This is a genomic window from Nostoc sp. (assembly GCF_036917195.1).
Lineage (GTDB): Bacteria > Cyanobacteriota > Cyanobacteriia > Cyanobacteriales > Nostocaceae > Nostoc.
The window spans coordinates 41,169-59,935 of the sequence record NZ_JBALDG010000032.1 but is presented as its reverse complement, the minus strand read 5'-3'; the positions used below and the strand labels follow the sequence as shown (position 1 = coordinate 59,935).

General features: G+C 40.0%; 15 protein-coding genes and 2 pseudogenes. 10 read left to right on the top strand and 7 right to left on the bottom strand.

The genetic code is table 11. From position 1 onward, the window contains the following. The first annotated feature begins 141 nt into the window (after positions 1-141). The 5 genes from V7K40_RS11220 (at position 142) to V7K40_RS11200 (ending at position 5,077) form a co-directional block, all read left to right on the top strand. Entirely contained in the window at positions 142-366 is a 225-nt protein-coding gene (locus tag V7K40_RS11220; protein WP_334959449.1) for a hypothetical protein, read from the top strand. Positions 367-643: 277 nt separating this feature from the next. Then, complete coding sequence (locus tag V7K40_RS11215; RefSeq protein ID WP_334959447.1) at positions 644-1,615, top strand: GTP-binding protein; 972 nt, start codon at positions 644-646, stop codon at positions 1,613-1,615. A 71-nt stretch (positions 1,616-1,686) separates the two neighbouring features. Further along, positions 1,687-2,748 (top strand): hypothetical protein, encoded by a 1,062-nt coding sequence (locus V7K40_RS11210; protein ID WP_334959445.1) that lies wholly within the window; start codon positions 1,687-1,689, stop codon positions 2,746-2,748. A 78-nt stretch (positions 2,749-2,826) separates the two neighbouring features. Continuing rightward, a complete protein-coding gene (locus tag V7K40_RS11205; RefSeq protein ID WP_334959443.1) occupies positions 2,827-3,099 on the top strand; it encodes a hypothetical protein in 273 nt (90 codons plus the stop codon). Between the two features lie 373 nt (positions 3,100-3,472). Further along, the gene (locus V7K40_RS11200) at positions 3,473-5,077 is read left to right on the top strand and encodes an NAD(P)H-quinone oxidoreductase subunit N (protein ID WP_334959441.1); all 1,605 of its coding nucleotides are present in this window, start codon (positions 3,473-3,475) and stop codon (positions 5,075-5,077) included. 149 nt (positions 5,078-5,226) lie between these two features. On the opposite strand, the gene V7K40_RS11195 is transcribed toward V7K40_RS11200, so the two are convergent. Next, on the bottom strand, positions 5,227-6,171 hold the full coding sequence (locus tag V7K40_RS11195) for a glycosyltransferase family 2 protein (protein ID WP_334959439.1): 945 nt from the start codon (positions 6,169-6,171) through the stop codon (positions 5,227-5,229). Between the two features lie 72 nt (positions 6,172-6,243). Between V7K40_RS11195 and V7K40_RS11190 the strand changes: the two are divergent. Further along, positions 6,244-6,952, top strand: a pseudogene (locus tag V7K40_RS11190) (IS1 family transposase). A gap of 346 nt (positions 6,953-7,298) precedes the next feature. Here the strand turns inward: V7K40_RS11190 and V7K40_RS11185 are convergent. After that, positions 7,299-7,403 (bottom strand): annotated as a pseudogene (locus tag V7K40_RS11185) (IS5/IS1182 family transposase); the annotation flags it as partial. A gap of 1,251 nt (positions 7,404-8,654) precedes the next feature. On the opposite strand from V7K40_RS11185, the gene V7K40_RS11180 reads away from it, so the two are divergent. Next, a complete protein-coding gene (locus tag V7K40_RS11180; RefSeq protein ID WP_334959437.1) occupies positions 8,655-10,058 on the top strand; it encodes an oligosaccharide flippase family protein in 1,404 nt (467 codons plus the stop codon). Between the two features lie 242 nt (positions 10,059-10,300). Here V7K40_RS11180 and V7K40_RS11175 read toward each other — a convergent pair whose 3' ends face one another. The 4 genes from V7K40_RS11175 to V7K40_RS11160 all read right to left on the bottom strand — a co-directional run bounded on the left by V7K40_RS11175 (position 10,301) and on the right by V7K40_RS11160 (position 14,080). Next, on the bottom strand, positions 10,301-10,579 hold the full coding sequence (locus tag V7K40_RS11175) for a hypothetical protein (RefSeq protein ID WP_334959435.1): 279 nt from the start codon (positions 10,577-10,579) through the stop codon (positions 10,301-10,303). Next, entirely contained in the window at positions 10,554-10,769 is a 216-nt protein-coding gene (locus tag V7K40_RS11170; RefSeq protein WP_334959433.1) for a hypothetical protein, read from the bottom strand. Before V7K40_RS11170 ends, V7K40_RS11175 begins: the two co-directional genes overlap by 26 nt. 42 nt (positions 10,770-10,811) lie before the next feature. After that, complete coding sequence (locus V7K40_RS11165) at positions 10,812-12,107, bottom strand: response regulator (RefSeq protein ID WP_334959431.1); 1,296 nt, start codon at positions 12,105-12,107, stop codon at positions 10,812-10,814. A 1,307-nt stretch (positions 12,108-13,414) separates the two neighbouring features. Beyond that, entirely contained in the window at positions 13,415-14,080 is a 666-nt protein-coding gene (locus tag V7K40_RS11160; RefSeq protein ID WP_334959461.1) for a response regulator, read from the bottom strand. A 359-nt stretch (positions 14,081-14,439) separates the two neighbouring features. On the opposite strand from V7K40_RS11160, the gene lipA reads away from it, so the two are divergent. Beyond that, on the top strand, positions 14,440-15,360 hold the full coding sequence (lipA, locus tag V7K40_RS11155; protein ID WP_334959429.1) for a lipoyl synthase: 921 nt from the start codon (positions 14,440-14,442) through the stop codon (positions 15,358-15,360). Between the two features lie 193 nt (positions 15,361-15,553). Next, the gene (locus V7K40_RS11150) at positions 15,554-15,691 is read left to right on the top strand and encodes a photosystem I protein PsaX (RefSeq protein ID WP_104907558.1); all 138 of its coding nucleotides are present in this window, start codon (positions 15,554-15,556) and stop codon (positions 15,689-15,691) included. 21 nt (positions 15,692-15,712) lie between these two features. Here V7K40_RS11150 and V7K40_RS11145 read toward each other — a convergent pair whose 3' ends face one another. Then, positions 15,713-16,579, bottom strand: a complete 867-nt coding sequence (locus V7K40_RS11145; protein WP_334959427.1) for a branched-chain amino acid ABC transporter permease — start codon at positions 16,577-16,579, stop codon at positions 15,713-15,715. Positions 16,580-16,794: 215 nt separating this feature from the next. Here V7K40_RS11145 and hrmK point away from each other — a divergent pair, with 215 nt between their 5' ends. Further along, the gene (hrmK, locus tag V7K40_RS11140) at positions 16,795-18,672 is read left to right on the top strand and encodes a hybrid histidine kinase/response regulator HrmK (protein ID WP_334959425.1); all 1,878 of its coding nucleotides are present in this window, start codon (positions 16,795-16,797) and stop codon (positions 18,670-18,672) included. Positions 18,673-18,767: the final 95 nt, after the last annotated feature.

Genomic DNA, 18,767 nt, shown 5'->3' with positions numbered 1-18,767 from the left:
GGTCGTTTCTTTCATCAGGCTTTTATAACGTAAAAGCTAATCTAGTTAAGCATTATACCTTTTTTTGTCTTTTACTTTTGTTTAAGTCCCGTTAACTCCAATCCTGGTGAAACCAAAAGCCTAGAAAACTCTTTTGATTTGATGACTTTCCGCGATCATTCCGTTTATGAAACAATTGATGATTTGGGTAATAAAAGAGTTTTGAAATGTAATGAAAGATATTATAGTCCCCCGGAAATTAACTGGCTGCTTAAATCGATTGGTTTTACCAAAATAGGAATTTTTGGCTGCCATTTAGGGGCTTTCAGCCGTAATAATAAACTAACCACTGAAGATTACGAAATGCTTGTTGTTGCAGAAAAGTAGCCCGGATAAAACAATGAAAATCGCTAATAGATAGACTATATCAAAGCCAAGAACAGTTGAGGTCTCAGCGGCTTGTATGCAATATTTATACTAGGCTACGCCAACTTGCGAATATTTATTACTTATTACAGATGCAGAAAAATAAAATGTTTCTTAATGAAATTATGTGATGATTTTGCTGAAACCCAAAAAAAACAGTAAGTTCACACAAAAATATAAAAAGTCTTATCATGGGTGATAATGATTATCCATAAAGTGAGCAAGGGGTATTTAGAGTATGGTGGCTGACATAATCAACAATTCAGTTCCCGTTACTGTTCTTACAGGCTATTTGGGAGCAGGTAAAACGACTCTACTCAATCACATCCTCACCTACGAACACGGCAAAAAAGTTGCTGTGATTGTCAATGAATTTGGGGAAGTGGGTATTGATAATCAATTGATTATCGATGCAGATGAAGAAATATTTGAAATGAACAATGGCTGTATCTGTTGTACAGTCCGCGGCGATTTAATTCGGATCATCGGCAATTTGATGAAGCGGCGCGATAAATTTGACCATTTAGTAATTGAAACGACTGGATTAGCCGATCCGGCACCAGTGATTCAGACATTTTTTGTTGATGAAGATTTGCAAAGCCAACTGTCTCTAGATGCGGTGGTGACAGTCGTAGATGCCAAGCATATTTTGCAGCATTGGGATGCAGACGAAGCACAAGAACAGATTGCCTTTGCCGATGTAATTTTACTTAATAAAACAGATTTAGTAGCGCCGGAAGAGTTGGATGAATTAGAAAAGCGGATTCGGGCAATGAATGCGATCGCAAAAATCTACCGTACCCAAAATTCTGAACTAGGAATGGATGCTTTATTAGGTGTAAAAGCCTTTGATTTAGACCGGGCATTAGAAATTGATCCAGATTTTTTAGGCGAAGATACCCACGTACACGATGAAACTGTCTTTTCTGTGGCTTTAGTAGAAGCAGGTGCAGTCGATGGAGAAAAATTAAATGCTTGGATTTCCGAGTTACTGCGTACCCAAGGGCCAGATATCTTTCGGATGAAAGGCATTTTAAATATTGCTGGAGAAGATAATCGATTTGTGTTTCAAGGAGTGCATATGATATTTGATGGCAAACCCGATCGCCCCTGGAAACCAAGTGAAACTCCCAAAAACGAACTGGTCTTCATTGGTCGCAATCTTAATGCAGTCCAACTCAAGCAAGATTTTCTCGCGTGTCTTGTATAAAAAGCGAGTTAGGAGTTATGAGTTAAAAATTTAAAACTCCTAACTTCTAACTTTTAACTCCTTTAGAAAATATGAACTCCACAACCAGCAAATCTAAGGAATTTGAACAACATTATTCGGGGACACTTTCAGATTATGTAACTGCGATCGCTTGGTCGCCACAAGGTAAAACTTTAGCAGCAACTTCTGCCGCCGGGGAAGTAGTTCTGTGGAATGATGGCGAACTCACAACCTTACAAACTGGTAACGCTAAATCGGTAGACTGTCTTGCCTTTTCGCCAGATGGAAAATTTTTAGCTGTTGGTGGACAGAATGGACAAGTAAAAATTTGGCAGAATACTGAATTAATCGCCACTTTAGAAAATGCCCCCGCATGGGTTGACAAGCTAGCTTGGAATTACACTAGTAACCAACTGGCTTTTAGTTTAGGGCGTTACGTTCAAGTCTGGGATGCAGATACTGATGAAATTGTCGTGACGCTGAATTTCGACAACTCTTCAGTATTGGGTATAGATTGGCGCATTGACGGACAATACTTAGCCATTAGTGGTTATAAGGGAGTCAAGATTTGGCATAGTCAAAACTGGGATGAAGAACCATACATCTTGGATACGACTACTGTCAGTCTAGCGATGGCTTGGTCGCCCGATGGCAAATTCCTAGCTTCTGGCAACATGGATCGTAGTGTCACCGTTTTGGAATGGAACAATCCTGACCCTTGGGTAATGCGTGGCTTCCCTGGTAAAATTCGCCAATTGGCATGGTCACAAGCTACAACCAAAGTGGGTGCGCCGATACTGGCATCTTCTAGCGTTGAAGGTATTGTGGTGTGGGAAAAGCTAGAGGATGATTCCTTAGGTTGGGAAGCGCGAGTCTTAACTAATCATGTAGATGTGATCAATGCGATCGCCTTTGCACCCAAAAGCTTCCTTCTCGCTTCTGCTGCTGCTGACGGCTGGTTGTGTTTGTGGAACCAAGCCAAGGAAGTATCCCAAATTATCACAGGTGTCTCAGGAGGCTTTTCTAGCCTGGCTTGGCATCCCCAAGGCAAGTTACTAGCCGCAGGTGGTGAGAAGGGCGAATTAGTTGTTTGGTCAAAGGTTTTGCGGGGTCAAGGATTTGGGCGTAGTTAAGCAATACTCACTACTTGAAGTTGAACCCTGGCAATTTATTAGCTATCCTGTATCAGCAAACGTATCTTTGTGAGAATTATGAAAATAGTCAAACTGATTTTACTTGCCTGTCCTGCCCTTCTGGCATTTATGCTGTTGGTAGTCAATCCAGCACACGCATCCAGCCTGAAATCTGCATATGCTACACAAATTATTCCGGTAGCATCTACACTACAAATTCCTGATTTAGCAACACCAAAGTTGACTCAAATATCTAATCCGATTATTGATCAACTTGGTTGCAATTGTGCAAACTGTGTTAAAGCTAAATTTCAGTCGCTACAAGGCAAACTGCCATCTGTCGATTTTTAATAAAGTTAGTAGTTATGAAAACTATAGGGGCACAGCAATGCTGTGCCCTTATTAATTTTAATCAGCTTTTTGTCCGTGGCGATTGCCTACGGCACGCTATGCGAACGCCTACAGCACGCTACGCGAACGCGCTGGCTGTGGCATGATTATTTATGTAATCAAGATATTCGCTGAAGGTCACACCTTAAAAAAGAAGTAGGAAAGCTGTTCAGTGAATTCTTAGATACTGAGAAAGCCACTGAAGTTGGTGCAATCGCCTATCTCTACCCAAGCTGTTAAGCTCTTGAACAAAAGAGCTAGTTTCTTAATTAGAAAACTTGCTAGAGTGAACAGAGTTAGCCTTAATGTCTAATCGCCAAAACCTATACATCTCATGGATTTTGCTAATATTGCATCCCAGTTAAATGCTGGAACGATTTTACCAGAGGGGATTGTTATTCTCACCCTCTTGGGGGTTTTGATCGTTGATTTGATTTTAGGGCGTACATCCGCACGCTGGATTGGATATCTAGCGATCGCAGGTTTGCTGACTTCGATCATCGCCCTATACTTCCAATGGGATGCGCCAAATCCCATCTCCTTTACTGGTGCTTTCATTGGTGATGACCTCAGTATCGTCTTTCGCGGCATCATTGCTTTATCTGCCGCTACCACTATACTGATGTCAATCAGCTACATTGAACAGAGTGGCGCTGCTTTAGCAGAATTCATCGCTATTTTGTTGAGCGCTACTCTAGGAGGAATGTTTTTATCCGGGGCTAGTGAGTTGGTGATGATTTTCATCTCCCTAGAAACCCTGAGTATCTCCTCTTATTTATTGACAGGTTATACTAAGCGTGACTCTCGCTCCAATGAAGCGGCGCTGAAATACTTGTTAATTGGAGCTTCCAGTACGGCAATATTTTTGTATGGGGTATCACTGCTGTATGGACTATCTGGAGGACAAACGGAACTGAGTGCGATCGCTAATGGTATTGCTACAGCTAAAGTTGGTCAATCTTTAGCTTTAGTGATTGCCCTCGTTTTTGCGATCGCAGGTATTGGCTTCAAAATCTCCGCTGCACCCTTCCACCAGTGGACACCAGACGTTTACGAAGGCGCTCCCACCCCAGTAATCGCCTTTTTATCTGTCGGTTCCAAAGCAGCTGGGTTTGCCCTAGCCATCCGCTTACTGACAACAGCCTTCCCCCTTGTTGCTGACGAGTGGAGGTTTGTCTTCACTGCTCTGGCCGTTCTCAGCATGATCTTGGGTAACGTAGTCGCCCTAGCCCAAACCAGCATGAAACGGATGCTAGCTTATTCATCCATTGCCCAAGCTGGGTTTGTGATGATTGGTTTGATTGCTAGTACACAGGCAGGGTATGCCAGTATGATATTTTACCTACTGGTTTACCTGTTCATGAACCTATGCGGCTTTACCTGCATCATTCTGTTCTCACTACGGACAGGAACCGACCAGATTGCCGAATACTCTGGTTTATACCAAAAAGACCCACTCCTAACATTGGGGTTGAGTATCGCCCTGCTTTCCTTGGGTGGTATTCCACCATTGGCTGGGTTTTTCGGCAAGATTTACTTATTCTGGGCTGGTTGGCAAGCAGGACTTTATTGGTTAGTCTTACTGGGCTTAGTTACCAGCGTCGTCTCCATCTACTACTACATTCGCGTAGTCAAGATGATGGTAGTCAAAGAACCCCATGAAATGTCCGACGCGGTGAAGAATTATCCACAAGTGCGTTGGGACTTGCCTGGGCTGAAACCTTTGCAAGTTGGGTTGGTGGTAACATTAATTGCTACTTCCATAGCAGGAATTTTGTCAAATCCACTGTTTACATTGGCTAACAATTCCATCTCCCATACCCCAATTTTGCAAGCAACAATCAACAGTAATCTAAAAGCACAAAATTTACTGCTTGTACCAAAGTTAGATTCGGTTAGTCAGTCTCAACCTTCAGTTGATTCTACTACCAAGATTTAACCGAGTCTCACTCAATAGAACTTTGTGCTATAGGACACGCCTGTCTGCTAATTAGCAGACAGGCGTTTGTTATATCTTTTAACTTAATATTGAGAAAAGCTTGAAACGACCAATTTTGGTTAATTCATATTCCTGGAGTAGAAAAACACCTAAGTTGTTTTCTTGGCTAAAATAGAGCGAACTTGCTGCCGTAACTGCTGAGGGAATAGCCACATAGTTAAGTACAAGTATATGTCAATCGGTCGGAGCTTGCCCCATCGTATAGCTTCCCCCAACAAAGGAAAGAAGGCTTTCCAATCACCTACAAAGGATGCAGAAGGAGCGATAATTGTTGCAATGAAGCCTGAATAAGCCTTTGGTGTTACTAAATTGCGGTTGTAACGAATCCAATCCAAGGAATATTGCCAGTCCTTGATGTTGCTTAAACGCTTGATTCCCATTTCTGAATGCCAGATTGACATAGGCTCAGGCACAAACTCTATTCCTACACCTTCGATAGCACTAACCCGAAGCAACCACTCCCAATCCTCATGTCTGTAAAATTTTTCTTCTAAAGGCATTTTTTGCATTAACTCTTTTTTCACGAAAAGAGTTGAGGTTTGTATGCAGCCCTCTCCTTTAAAAAAGGAGTTACGCGCAAAAAGATATTCACTTAAATGTTCCGAGAGGTTAGGTAACCTTCTCGGACAAATAAACTTACCTTTGTGAGTATGGGAAATGAAACGACTGGCGACAACTGGAAAATCATAATGGGAATTATTTGCTACTTCAAGTTGACGCTCCAATTTTTCTGGAAGCCATTCATCATCATCATCTAAAAAGGCTATCCAAGTGCCTTTAGCCTCTCTCACACCAGTATTTCTAGCCCCTGATGGCCCAACATTTTTTGGTAGTTCTATTACTCTCAATCTTGGATCAGCTATCTGAGATAGTCCATTGACTGTTTCCTGATCGGGACCGTCTATGATCACAATCACTTCAATTGATTCCAGCGTTTGAGTTAATGCAGTCATGACACTCTTTGCAACAATTTGTGGTCTATTGCGCGTAGGAATCACGACGCTGACTATTATTTGGTTAGTTTCATTTACCATTGCTAATTTTTTGGGTAGTGATTAAGATGGAATGATAGATAGAATAGAGGTGATTGCTATTACTCTTTACCCATGCCTGTCTGCCCAAACTGTGCTTCTTGTAAAAGGGTTAAAAATGGTCGCATCCACAACGGGAAACAACGATTCAAGTGTCATGAATGCGGACGGCAATTCGTTGAGCATTCGCCAAAGAAAGTGATTGATTTGGGGACACGAGAATTGATAGACTAACTGCTGCTCTCACGTATCTCACTTGCAGGAATTGCTCGTGCCACGCAGGTTTCTGAGCCAAGGCTGAAAACTACGTGAATGAGAAATATACGTTAATGCCCCGAAGCGTACAAGTGGCATCCAAAAAAAGGGAGTTTAACGATTCAATGCGATGAATTGCGGTCATTTGTGGACAATTTGAGTAACAAGCAATGGGTTTAGTTAGCGCTCGATGCAGACACGGGCGAAATTGTTGGTATTTATATTGGCGCGGGACCAAGCCTCTGCCCGTCAGTTATGGAATACCTTACAATACGGTCTATCGCCAGTATGCGATCTTACATCGATTTTTGTCCTGTATATGCGGCAGTGTTACCGAGCAAGCGGCATCGAACAGTGAGAAAAAAGACGGGAAAAACGAGCTACATTGAGCGATTTAACAATACAACATTGAGACAATGTATGTACTGATTAGTCCGAAAAACCCTGTCCAATTCTTACGTCGTTAGAGAATCACATTGGTGCCATTTGGTATTTCATTCATTACTACAATACATCATTACTTGTTTAGTACTTCCACAGTCCGAATCCTGATGTGATTCGGATTGTTAGAAGTTGTTTGAAAAGTGTTTTTCTGTAACTTTAGGCACTTTTAGATACCCTATAATCCCCCTTAAAAAGGGGGAAACCGGAATCAAAGTTCCCCTTTTTAAGGGGGATTTAGAGAGAACTAGAACTTTTGATACCGACAAGAGGACTTTTCAAACATCCTCTTATACGGTCGTTTTTTTTACTTATAAAATAAACTTAGCACATTGTCAAACATTCACTGACATCTTGAGAAATTAAATATTAATTGACTGAAATGGCTGATTCACACCCGAAAATCCCCGAATCGGGAAAGAGCAAGTCACGCAGGGGATACCTGCAAAAGGAAGATATAAAACTGCTTCGATAAACAATCGATTGTCTTTAGCGGTAACTCCCACATCACCCTCTCGCCCAGGTAGCAGGTCTTTGATTCTCTCCCACTGGTCATCTCGTAGTGCTTATCGGCGTCTTATCGTTTTTTTATTGTCTATTCTTCTTTAGCAGTTCTGATTTCAGTTTAAGTAATTGATGACACGCCCTAGCGCTGTTTTATTACTCTCGTTAGAAAATATTATAAGCCTTGTTTTTCCATGCTTGATTAGGAGCAAAGATTTTTTTTGGTTTGATAAAACAAGGCTTTAAACAAGATTCTAGGTCAGCATCTTTTTTCTCTTGGCAGAGACATAAAAGAGCGCTAGTTACGATACTTCCCGTCTGTCGATGTTGTTTGAGTAATTTTTCAATAAAACTTAACGCAACTTAAAATTGCTTGGCTCTCACTGGATCGGGAAACACTATATGTAAATTTTTGTAACGAAAATTAAACTTTTGATGCATTTTTTTATATTATATATTTGCAAGTTTTGTTAATCAGTAATTATGCGTAAATAAACAAAGAACTTCTAAGCAAGACTAAATTAGTCTAACTAAACATGCTAAAGTTGGGATTCAAATAGGAATCACTAGCTGTCCAAGGTATTTATCGAGAAAGTCAAAAACGCTATGACTATTTCAATATTATCAAATCACTAACTTTTGCTCATGGATTAATACTTTTTGCTTGTTTATTGTATAAACCAGTTGTTGATATTACATGTCCCAGATTATTATCTTGGATGCTAAGTATATTATTTATTTATACTGGTATATATGCTGTAAATATTACTCTTGAATATCTACACAAGCAGGGAAAAATAGTTCGCTCTTCTGTATTCATTATTTATGAACCTTAAGATCATGAGCAGATTGCTAGCTTTATAAAAAAGAAAAGCATTATATTGTATTTGGAACGGCGAATGCTAATTCATTAGACAAATATCAACGTCAGCAAACCTTGAATTAACTTAATCAATTAGCTGTAACAGAAGTTTTTATACTTTGGGATGCTCTAAAAAACAGAATACTTTTATGCTATCCATTGGATGAGAATACCAGAATCCTTGCTGTCAAATCATTTCAGCAAAGTTTTTGTATCTCACTCAACTGCACACCGCTATATAAGTGCAATCGCATTGCGAGGTATTATTGCTTCGACAGCTATTCTGCGAGCAACAGTACCTTGCTGAATATTTAGAGTCAGTAAGCGAGTATTATATATAACTCTTAATTTCAGCAAATTAACTTCATAGTACACACGTTCGTATCTGAGCCAAATGTTTACTGCTATAAGTAATTCCCTATCAATGATGATCAATCGGTTAGCACAAAGCATTACAGCCTTTGTATTAACCGCTGCTATTGCTAAGACTCTAGGAGTTGAGGCTTTAGGGCAGTATCTACTAGCGTATAGCTTCTACTATATGTTTATGGGCATTGCTTCACAAGGGCTAAAAGTATTGTTTACCAGAGAACTAGCCCGTGAACCAGAAAAAACATCTGTTTGTTTAATAAGTGGTAGCTGGTTGCAATTAATATTTAGTTTTTTCAGTTATGGGGCTTTGGTAATTGTAGTGTTTTTACTTCCCTATAGCTCTAAAACCTCGATGATTTGCTACATCATGGGCTTCACGATCATTCCTTTTGCACTTTCCAATATTACTGAGGCAATTTTTCAAGCTCAAGAAAAGATGCATCTGATTGCCATCGCTACAGTGCCAGTGTACATTGGACGCGTAATCGTAATGATTTGGGCGATGCAACTGAAATATGGAATTGAATATGTGGGGGCAATCCTATTTTTTTCAGAAACACTAATTCTGGTAATTGAATGGATTTTTATTACACAGTCAGTCAAAATCCAATGGCAGATTGATAGAATTTTTGTATGGAATACAATTAAAAATGTACGGACATTTGTTGCTATTGAAGCAATGGCTGTAGTCAGTAGCAGAATGCAAATCTTGATTCTTTCATTGTTAGGAAATGAATTTTTAGTTGGTCTTTTTGGTGGAATAGGACAAGTGCTACAACCCTTTTTGATTATTGCCAACAGTATCAGTGTAGGAATGTTCCCGACACTCTCAAAAGTAGCAAATCAAGGACAGGAAAAGCAGCAGCAGATCGCTGAAAACTTTATTGAAATTATACTAACTATGGGATTACCCTTATTCCTTGGATTGTTATTTTTTGGTAAAGATTTGCTGGTTTTTATCTATACCCCTAGTTTTGCTCAAGGAAGTTTAGCTCTGAGTATAACTGCTGTATCATTGCTTTTATTGCCCTTCATACGCACACTGTGCAATCTACTTGTAGCCAATCATTTTGAGATAGTGAACCTGCGTGAAGTCTTTATTACAACTATATTAGCAAGCTTGGTAGGTGTGGCATTAGTTCCGCAATATCATTTACTAGGTGCAGCTATAATGACATTGGTAATGACTGTTCTTGGCTTTGGCCAGTATGTTTACTTTACTTATACTCTCTTATTTCCATTAAATTTTTGGCGAATTATTCGCCGTCCAATTATAATCGGCACTTTGATGCTAGTTATATTTTTAATTTTAAAAAATATTAATTTAGACTTTTTATTAACTCTGATTATTGCGACTTCCTTTTATATTTTATTTGTTATTTTGATGAGTATTCATGTTTTAGGTGGAATTCATATTATCTGGGAAAAGTTTGTAAAAAAGGTAAAAAAGGGATGAAGTTTCAATGCTTGGCCCTGCTTAAAAAATAGCAATTTTGCAAAATCTTAAAATAACTAAACTAATGAATATTGAATATCTTCAACCAGAAAAAGGAGCAACCAAAAAATTAGTAACGGTAAATGAAACTAACCAAACCATCTAGGGCAAACGCATCTATATAAAAATCATTTTTCTGCAAGAGTTCCAATCTTGAGCATCAAAAACTATTTTTGAATTAAGATTTTTATCAAGTAAGCATTTTATAAATCACGTGCGTTTATCCTGACGGATAAATCCGCTAGATTCATAAATACCTGATTCAGTTGTGCTGGGAAGCATTTTACTAGAGGAAATTTACCATAATCTTTAACTACTTGAATATCAGGACGAATCTTATTAGCTTTCAAACGATGCTTGAGAATTAGGAGAGTACTGTTAATACCTTCATGAAGGTTAAAGAGAACTTTTTGTTCTGTATCTCCTCTAGAGAAAGTTTGCAAGCTGTTACTAATGTTATAAATGCGATCTGTACCCACCAATCAACTCAATCCCCGAAAAAGCCTGATCAATTTGCTGCAAAATGAGGGAATGTTCAAAGTCAATTGCAGCAAAAATAATCCTAGCTTTTGGTATATCTCCTGCAAAAGAATTGGTACATTCCTGAAGAACTTCTTCAACTGCTGATAGAGAATCTGGATCGTTACTGTGACTTACTACTGCTTTGAACATAAATTTACCTTTTATATTGATGAACGTGATTTGCTATGATTCTTAAATGGGAAGCTTGATAATAAACTCTGAACCTTGTCCTATTGCTGAATTTACCTCTAGAGTTCCTCCATGTTTTTCGACAACAATTTGACGGGCAATTGATAATCCTAATCCTGTACCTTGACCCACAGGCTTGGTGGTGAATAAATGGTCAAAGATTTTTTGCTGGATATCAGCAGACATTCCCATGCCATTATCTTTAATGCGAATCAAAATATGATTTTTGTTTTCATTGAGGGTAGTCTGAATCAAAACTTGGTTGGGATTTGCTTCAATTTCAATATAGGTGCGTCCTACATTAGACTCCTCTAAAGCATCAATAGCATTAGCTAACAAATTCATAAATACCTGATTTAGTTGTCCGAGAAAGCATTTTAATTCTGGCAAATTATCGTAATCTCTAATTACTTGAATATCGGGTCGATCCTTAGATGCTTTTAAGCGGTATTTGAGGATCATGATTGTGCTGTCTATGCCATCATGAATGTTGCAAGAAACTTTGCGATCGCTATCTGCTCGAGAAAAGGTTCTCAGACTAGTACTAATGTTGCGAATACGCTGAACACCCTCTTTCATTGAGGAAATTAAATTAGGTAGATCAGAAAGCATATACTTCAAATCTATCGCTGCAATTTCCTCTTGAATTTCTGGAACCGGATTAGGATAGTGCAGCTGATAGAGATCAATGAGGTTAATCATGTCTTGGAAATATACTGAAGCGTGTCTGAGATTGCCATGAATGAAACCAACGGGATTATTAATTTCATGAGCAACTCCTGCTACTAATTGACCAAGAGCAGACATTTTTTCCGTCTGTACAAGCTGAAGTTGAGACTCTTGTAGGTCTTTTAATGCCCTAGACAACGCTGTTGTCCTTTCTGCAACTCGTTTTTCTAAAGTTTTTGTGAGATTTCGTAATTGAAGATGGGTTTTGATTCTAGCTAATAACTCTTCTTCATGAAAGGGTTTTGTAATGTAATCAACTGCCCCGATACTTAGACCCGTTACCTTACTATCTGTATCAGAATTTGCCGTCATAAAAATTACTGGAATATCACAAGTTGCTGAATTTTGTTTCAACTTTTTACAGGTTTCAAATCCATCTATTCCCGGCATCATTACATCTAATAAAATCAAATCGGGTAGTATAGATTCAGCCTGTTGAAGCGCTTTTTTACCATCCATCTCTGTAGCAACTTCAAAGCCTACATTAGTCAATATCTCAAAGACCATTTTTAAATTAGTATTAGTATCATCTACCACTAAAATTAAACTATCTTCTGGTACATTCGGCATTTTTATAACTCTCTTATAATTCATGTATTGAAATTAATTTAACTCCTTGTTACTTGTTCACTATTCGCCCTGTGAGCGCAGCTAAGTCACCTCTATTTTATTGGCAGACTGATTGAGAAATTTCTAGTCTGACAATCCTATAGTTCCCAAAAACTCTGATAACAGCAACATTCTCATACTAAATTGCCCTATGCAATCACGGAGGCGATCGCTACAGGGTGGAAATTAACCAGCAATCTGCGCTTTCACTGAAGTTGAAGATCCTCTTTCATGAAGGCGATCGCTCTGATATTAGCGATTATTACCCTTGTCTTTTTATAAAAGTAGTGCTATATAGAATAATATTGTTGATGCCACAAGTTAACTTTTTCAGTTAATAAAGAGTATTATTATGAGTTCATACAACCATAACTATTTTTCAAAAAAATTATAATTCCGGATAATTTCGGTTATTTTTTCTAAAAAAATTTAACAGCAAGTAGGTAAACTTTGAAATATTCATATATTTACATATCAATGATGAAGATGTAAGTCATATATTATCTACTGAAAAAATATGTGGATATAGTAAATTTTTAAAAAAGGTCTTTATCAACCCTTAATAAATATATCGTCTTTGTTCTCCTATAATTCATGTTTTTTGCTTTGAACTAATACATACATTTTTTATGAATAAATTACTTCTTAGCGAGTTTATAATGCCCATACTCACCCCAGATCAATAACCATATTGATATTTTGAAAAAGCACACTCTGGAATGGGTACTTCACTTTAACCTCTTGGTCAATGAATTATTACTACCAAATTTATCTGGCAAATATTGGCTCTTGCTGCTTTCGATCTGTGGACTAGCTATCAAGTTTTGATGCAGATTTTGGATGCAAGAGACTAAACAACAAAAAAGCCTGCCGTTCTCCTTACCCTAAGAGTAAACTGTGGCAGGTTTAGTGAGTTTAGAAGTGCTTTGCTAAACTGTCAACCTCTTCTCCTGCGAAGACGCTGCATAAACGGGGAATTCAAAATTCAAAATTTATAGAGGCGCAGATAATTACTAGTACAACATGGCGTAAATCCACCTACTATCTCAATTAACAATACTTGGGGCTTAACAAGGGGCAAAATCCCTTGTTAAAGGTAGTCAAACTCGCCACAGTGTACTAGTTATTTTTCCCGGTTTTTGAATTTTGTTGTCAATCATGATTTTTCAAGATAAGTGTTTTTGAACTAACCATTTTTACCCGCTTTTAATGGGACACGCGTTATTAGAGACGGGGTATTTTGGCTGTGATAATAACGAGTACAAATGCTACTTGATTTTTTGTTTAATAAAAGTCACAACCTGAGTTAGCTGTTTCTTCAAACCATCAATTTCTGCTTGCATTTTGACAATTTTCTCGTTCAACGCATTAATTTCTGTGTCAGAGACTTCTCCAGCGCTAGGAGTTGCGATCGCAGTATTTGCAGCAGTAGGAGTTGCGATCGCAGTATTTGCAGCAGTAGGAGTTGCTACCGTACCATTGGTGACACCAGAAGTTGTATTTGTGCCATTTTTAACAGCAATTCCTGCTGCTACTGGGACTAATTCGGGGCGTGGCTGTTTCGCCTTGGTCATAGCTAACTTAATCGCACTAATTAGTTGCTTCTGATCAAAAGGCTTGCCTAGAAATTCAAAATATTCAAAAGGTTCTGTGATTTTCTCGGTCACCTCTTCCTTGCGACCAGACATGATCACCAAAGGAATTTTTCTTAACTCCGGGTGGGCTTGAACTTGCTGAAAAACCTCCCAGCCACTCATTTTAGGCAACAGGAAATCTAGCATAATCAGGCTGAGTTTTTCCTGAAGGATGAAATTTAGTCCTTCCACACCGTCTTTTGCTTCCAGTACCTCAAAATTGCCCGGAGGCAACATTTCTCGTACTTTTACCCTGACAACTGTAGTGTCATCGATAACTAAAATCTTGTTGCTTGCCACGACTGTTTGCTCTAACAGAAACTTTAAGTGTAAATAGCGGTTTTGCTGATTGTCCTTGAGAATTCTCCCACTATATACAAAATTTCTATGAATTGGGGGATAGTATATTTCGGTATAAATGACATTGCTAGAAGTGTTTTGCAAAACTTTTGCTTGCGCTGTTTTCAATTTGTGTCATGGTGATATTTAAGGCTTTAGCTTTGATCTAGGGCATAAGGGACATGAGGACACAAGGACACAAAGACATGGTGACTTTATTAAGAGCGTCCCTGCGTCTGGCGCTTCCTGCGTCTATATCTTATGCATCATTTGTTAATTGACAGACCACTACTCTATATCCGCATCTTGCTTGGATGTCTATGATTTCATCACAACAAGCCGAACTAAAGTCTGAAATTACGGCAATGCCTAGCTGGTTACGTCGCCCTATTGGCAAAGCCAGTGAAATCTCTACCGTACAACGCATTATTAAGCAGCGCCAAATTCACACGATTTGTGAAGAAGGACGCTGTCCCAACCGGGGAGAGTGCTATGCCCAAAAAACTGCAACTTTCTTACTAATGGGGCCAACATGTACACGCTCTTGTGCTTTCTGTCAAGTAGATAAAGGTCATGCACCAATGCCTATTGATTTAGAGGAACCCCAAAAGGTAGCACAGGCGGTGCAGCTTTTGGGATTGCGTTATGTGGTGCTGACTTCTGTAGCCCGTGATGACTTGCCCGATCAGGGCGCAGTCCACTTTGTGAAGACGATCGCGACTATCCGCCAGTTGAACCCAGAGACTCAAATTGAAGTGCTGACCCCAGATTTTTGGGGTGGTGCTGGTGTTGGGGAGTCAGGTCAACGCCTGCGGATAGCTATGATTGTAAAAGCCAAACCAGCTTGTTTCAATCACAATATCGAGACAGTGCGACGGTTAACTGGGCCGGTACGCCGGGGAGCCAAGTACGATCGCTCGCTTTTGGTACTGGCTGTGGTCAAAGAAATTGATCCGACAATTCCCACCAAATCAGGTTTGATGCTGGGACACGGTGAAACTACCGATGAAGTCGTCGAAGCAATGGCTGATCTAAGGGCTGTGGGGTGCGATCGCTTGACTATTGGGCAGTATATGCGTCCTTCTCTAGAACATCTGCCAGTCCAAAAATATTGGACTCCAGAGGAATTCGATCAACTCGGCAGATTAGCATGGGAAATGGGATTCAACCACTTTCGTTCTGGGCCTCTGGTTCGCAGTTCCTATCATGCTGGAGAGGAGGGAGTAGGGAGTGGGGAGTAGGAGAGAGGCGGGAAGCAGGAAGCAGAGGGAAAAGAGGTAATTTTAATTCTCCCCCTTGCCTCAGCAAAAACTGCCCCTCTGCCTCTTCTCATGCTCAATTCCCAACTTCACACAAATATTCTTAAAGAATTTGGATATTTGGTACACCAGTTTGGTATTTCTTAAAAAGTCCTGACATTAGGAGAACCGCATTATGACTGCTAAAGCTAAGAATTCCCCAGTTGCCGACAGTGGAGCTAAACCTCCCTACGCCTTTCGCACAGGCTGGGCACTGTTGTTGTTAGCTATCAATTTCCTGGTAGCAGCCTACTATTTCCACATTATTCAATAGTTAGAAGTGGAGTGGTGCTGCTCAAATCGTTCCTTTGAATAAACCTTTGGGACGAATGAGCAGCACCAAAATCATGATCAACAATGCTACACCTTGTTTGTACTGTGAACCCAGCCAAGGGGTGCTGACTTCTTGGACGATACCAATGATAAAAGCTGCTGCGATCGCACCGTAAGGGTTGCCAATGCCACCAAGAATCACTGAGGCAAATAAAGGTAAAATTAAAAACCATCCCATATTCGGGCGCACGGCTGTAATTAACCCATACATACTGCCCCCTAATGACGTAAGAGTGCCGGCAATTAGCCAAGTCCAGAAAATTACTCGGTCAACATTGATACCTGAAACCCTGGCTAAGTCCAGATCGTCAGCAACTGCTCGCATCGCTTTACCAATTTTGGTATTTTGCAGCAGGTAATGCAGCGCCAAAATTGCTAGCACCGCCAACCCCAATACCAATAATTGATTTTGCGGTATCTTTAAACCCAAAATATCTAAAGCTGGAGTAACAGGTAAATCATAATTTTGGTTCTTGCCACCCCAAATAAAAATAATGCCATTGCGAAGAAATAAGGCAAGCCCGATAGAAATAATAATCAGCGTAGTGGAAGTAGCACGGATAGAGCGCATCTTTGACCAGAGTAACTTTTCCGATAACAGCATTGCTGCTACAGTTCCCACCGCGGCCAGGATCATCGACAGCCAAATATTGACTCCAATAGTGTTTATCAGCCAGGTTAGATAGGCTCCCAAAGTTAGAAAATCACCATGAGCAAAGTTAGATAGCCGTAAAATTCCATAAGTAAGAGTGAGTCCAACTGCGGCTAGAGCAATAATGCTCCCTACCGCAATCCCATTAATGATTAGTTGGGCGAATTGTGTATCCATAAGGTTTAAGTTGCTTTAAAAAATTTTAGGTGAGTGATTCATATAATAATTTTTTTGATCTAGCTGCTAAATTCGACATCGTTCGACATCATAAGTTATGGTTGATAACAACATAAGTTATGGTTTATAAATAAAAAAGAATTGTCCGCTAATATACAGAGAATCCTATTAGGATTTTTATGCGAAGCTAAACTTGTTCAGCGGTCTAGTTGACCATGCAGCAGTATTCAAGCTTACCAGACCAGAACTCACAGATAGATGCAAGGCCAAAACCTTTGACAATAATTCAGCAACTTTGCGCCAAGTTGTGGCTGGAGAGCAGCTTGAACCAGTTGCAAAGTTGCCTTAATGATTGCCTGCTTTCTGCTTGTAACACTGTCCGACCGACAAAAGCCGCAGAAGCAGAAATTTTTAAAACTGTGGTTCAAGAGATTAACATTGCTTTGGACAGCAGTAATGTGGCTTTCACGCATTGTGCCGTAGGCATTGCTCTATTTCAAGGACAAGAAACTGTTGCCACAGTTTGCTATGTTTCTTGTTCTCCCTCCCCAAACTCACAACCTCCATTTTTAGAAGTGCTAACAGCAGAGAAAAAGCTGCCGTTGAGGTTGCAAGAGGTTATAGAACTCGAAGATTTACAGCAGCTTGAGAATCAACAACCGCCGAGCGCTTGGCGGTTAGCTGATGATTCTGACAACCTCATGGGCTGGCTAATTATCGCCGCAGCGCCCCTAAGCTCTGATCGTGAGTCGCTCATAGAATTACAAGCGAAACTCAGATCACAATTGATGGCAAGGTCTGCCAAGCATTGTACTACAGCCTTGGTACAACTTAGACACATTTTATCTTGGCAGCAACGGTATCAACAGTTCAGTAACTATAATCAAGAATTGGAGCGCACCAATCAACTCAAAAATCAGTTTCTGGCAAACACCAGCCACGAAATTCGCACACCGCTTGGTTCTATTATTGGGTTTACCCACCTGCTTTTAGCCCAAGGGTACCAACCAACCAAAGAACGTCAGCAAGAGTATTTAAATATCATTCAGTCTAGCGGCAAGCACTTGCTAGCTCTGATTAATGATATTTTGGATCTGTCTAAAATTGAAGCAAATCAGATGGAAGTGCAGTGGGAAACAGTAGATGTGCCACTGCTGTGTATCAATGTTTTAGCAATGGTGAAAGAGAAAGCCGCTAATAAGGGTTTGAGACTGTGCCTAGAACTTGAACCTGATATTACAACCCTAGTAGCCGACTCCTTACGACTCAAGCAAATGCTATTGAATTTGCTTTTTAATGCTCTAAAGTTTACTAGTAAAGGAAGTGTTGGCTTACAAGTTGCTCCCAAAGGTGTATTTGTGCATTTTACAATTTGGGATACTGGCACTGGCATTTCCCAACAAGACCAGGCTCAACTGTTTGAACCCTATTTCCAAATTGCCAAGGCTGTCGCTGGTGGTGTTGAAGGTACAGGTTTGGGTTTAGCAGTGACTCGCAAACTCGCCGAAATTCATGGTGGTTCCGTGAAAGTGGAATCTGAAGTAGATCGCGGCTCCCGTTTTACCCTCATACTTCCCCTTAAGCAAGAAGCGGGAGTGGGAGGAGATGAGGGAAATGAGGGAGATGAGGGAGATGAGGGAGATGAGGGAGCAGGGGGAGCAAAATACTCCTCATCTCCTTTGTTTTTCACCCCTAGTTCCTCTGTAGAGATTTTGCTGGTAGAAAATGACTTACCCAACGCTGATTTAATGCAAATTTATTTACATCAATTGGGATATCAAGTGACTTGGGTTAAGAATGCTGCCCAGATGTGGGAAGCTCTAACACAGTTAGACCCAGCAGTGATTTTAATGGATGTTTATCTGCCAGATGCAAATGGTCTTAAGTTGGTACAGCAACTGCGAGAAAATCGGCAATATCGGACGATTCCGATAATTGTTCAAACAGCAATGGCGATGAAAGGCGATCGCGAAACTTGTCTAGCAGCTGGAGTAAATGACTATATTTCTAAACCGATTGATTTACCACTTTTAGCCAGTCTGGTGGCCAAGTACAGCGAAGCATCAACCTCGGTTGATGGGGAGATAGAGTAGAAAACATCTGATAATTTGGGATAATTTCGGACTTACGCACTTTATAAACTCACCCTAATGTGAATTATGTAAAATGTCCGTTTCTGGCTCTGCTC

Coding starts and splice junctions, on each gene's coding strand:
- V7K40_RS11220 (WP_334959449.1), top strand. CDS start 142: ATGACTTTCCGCGATCATTCCGTTTATGAAACAATTGATGATTTGGGT.
- V7K40_RS11215 (WP_334959447.1), top strand. CDS start 644: ATGGTGGCTGACATAATCAACAATTCAGTTCCCGTTACTGTTCTTACA.
- V7K40_RS11210 (WP_334959445.1), top strand. CDS start 1,687: ATGAACTCCACAACCAGCAAATCTAAGGAATTTGAACAACATTATTCG.
- V7K40_RS11205 (WP_334959443.1), top strand. CDS start 2,827: ATGAAAATAGTCAAACTGATTTTACTTGCCTGTCCTGCCCTTCTGGCA.
- V7K40_RS11200 (WP_334959441.1), top strand. CDS start 3,473: ATGGATTTTGCTAATATTGCATCCCAGTTAAATGCTGGAACGATTTTA.
- V7K40_RS11195 (WP_334959439.1), bottom strand. CDS start 6,171: ATGGTAAATGAAACTAACCAAATAATAGTCAGCGTCGTGATTCCTACG.
- V7K40_RS11180 (WP_334959437.1), top strand. CDS start 8,655: ATGATGATCAATCGGTTAGCACAAAGCATTACAGCCTTTGTATTAACC.
- V7K40_RS11170 (WP_334959433.1), bottom strand. CDS start 10,769: ATGTTCAAAGCAGTAGTAAGTCACAGTAACGATCCAGATTCTCTATCA.
- V7K40_RS11165 (WP_334959431.1), bottom strand. CDS start 12,107: ATGCCGAATGTACCAGAAGATAGTTTAATTTTAGTGGTAGATGATACT.
- lipA (WP_334959429.1), top strand. CDS start 14,440: ATGATTTCATCACAACAAGCCGAACTAAAGTCTGAAATTACGGCAATG.
- V7K40_RS11150 (WP_104907558.1), top strand. CDS start 15,554: ATGACTGCTAAAGCTAAGAATTCCCCAGTTGCCGACAGTGGAGCTAAA.
- V7K40_RS11145 (WP_334959427.1), bottom strand. CDS start 16,579: ATGGATACACAATTCGCCCAACTAATCATTAATGGGATTGCGGTAGGG.
- hrmK (WP_334959425.1), top strand. CDS start 16,795: ATGCAGCAGTATTCAAGCTTACCAGACCAGAACTCACAGATAGATGCA.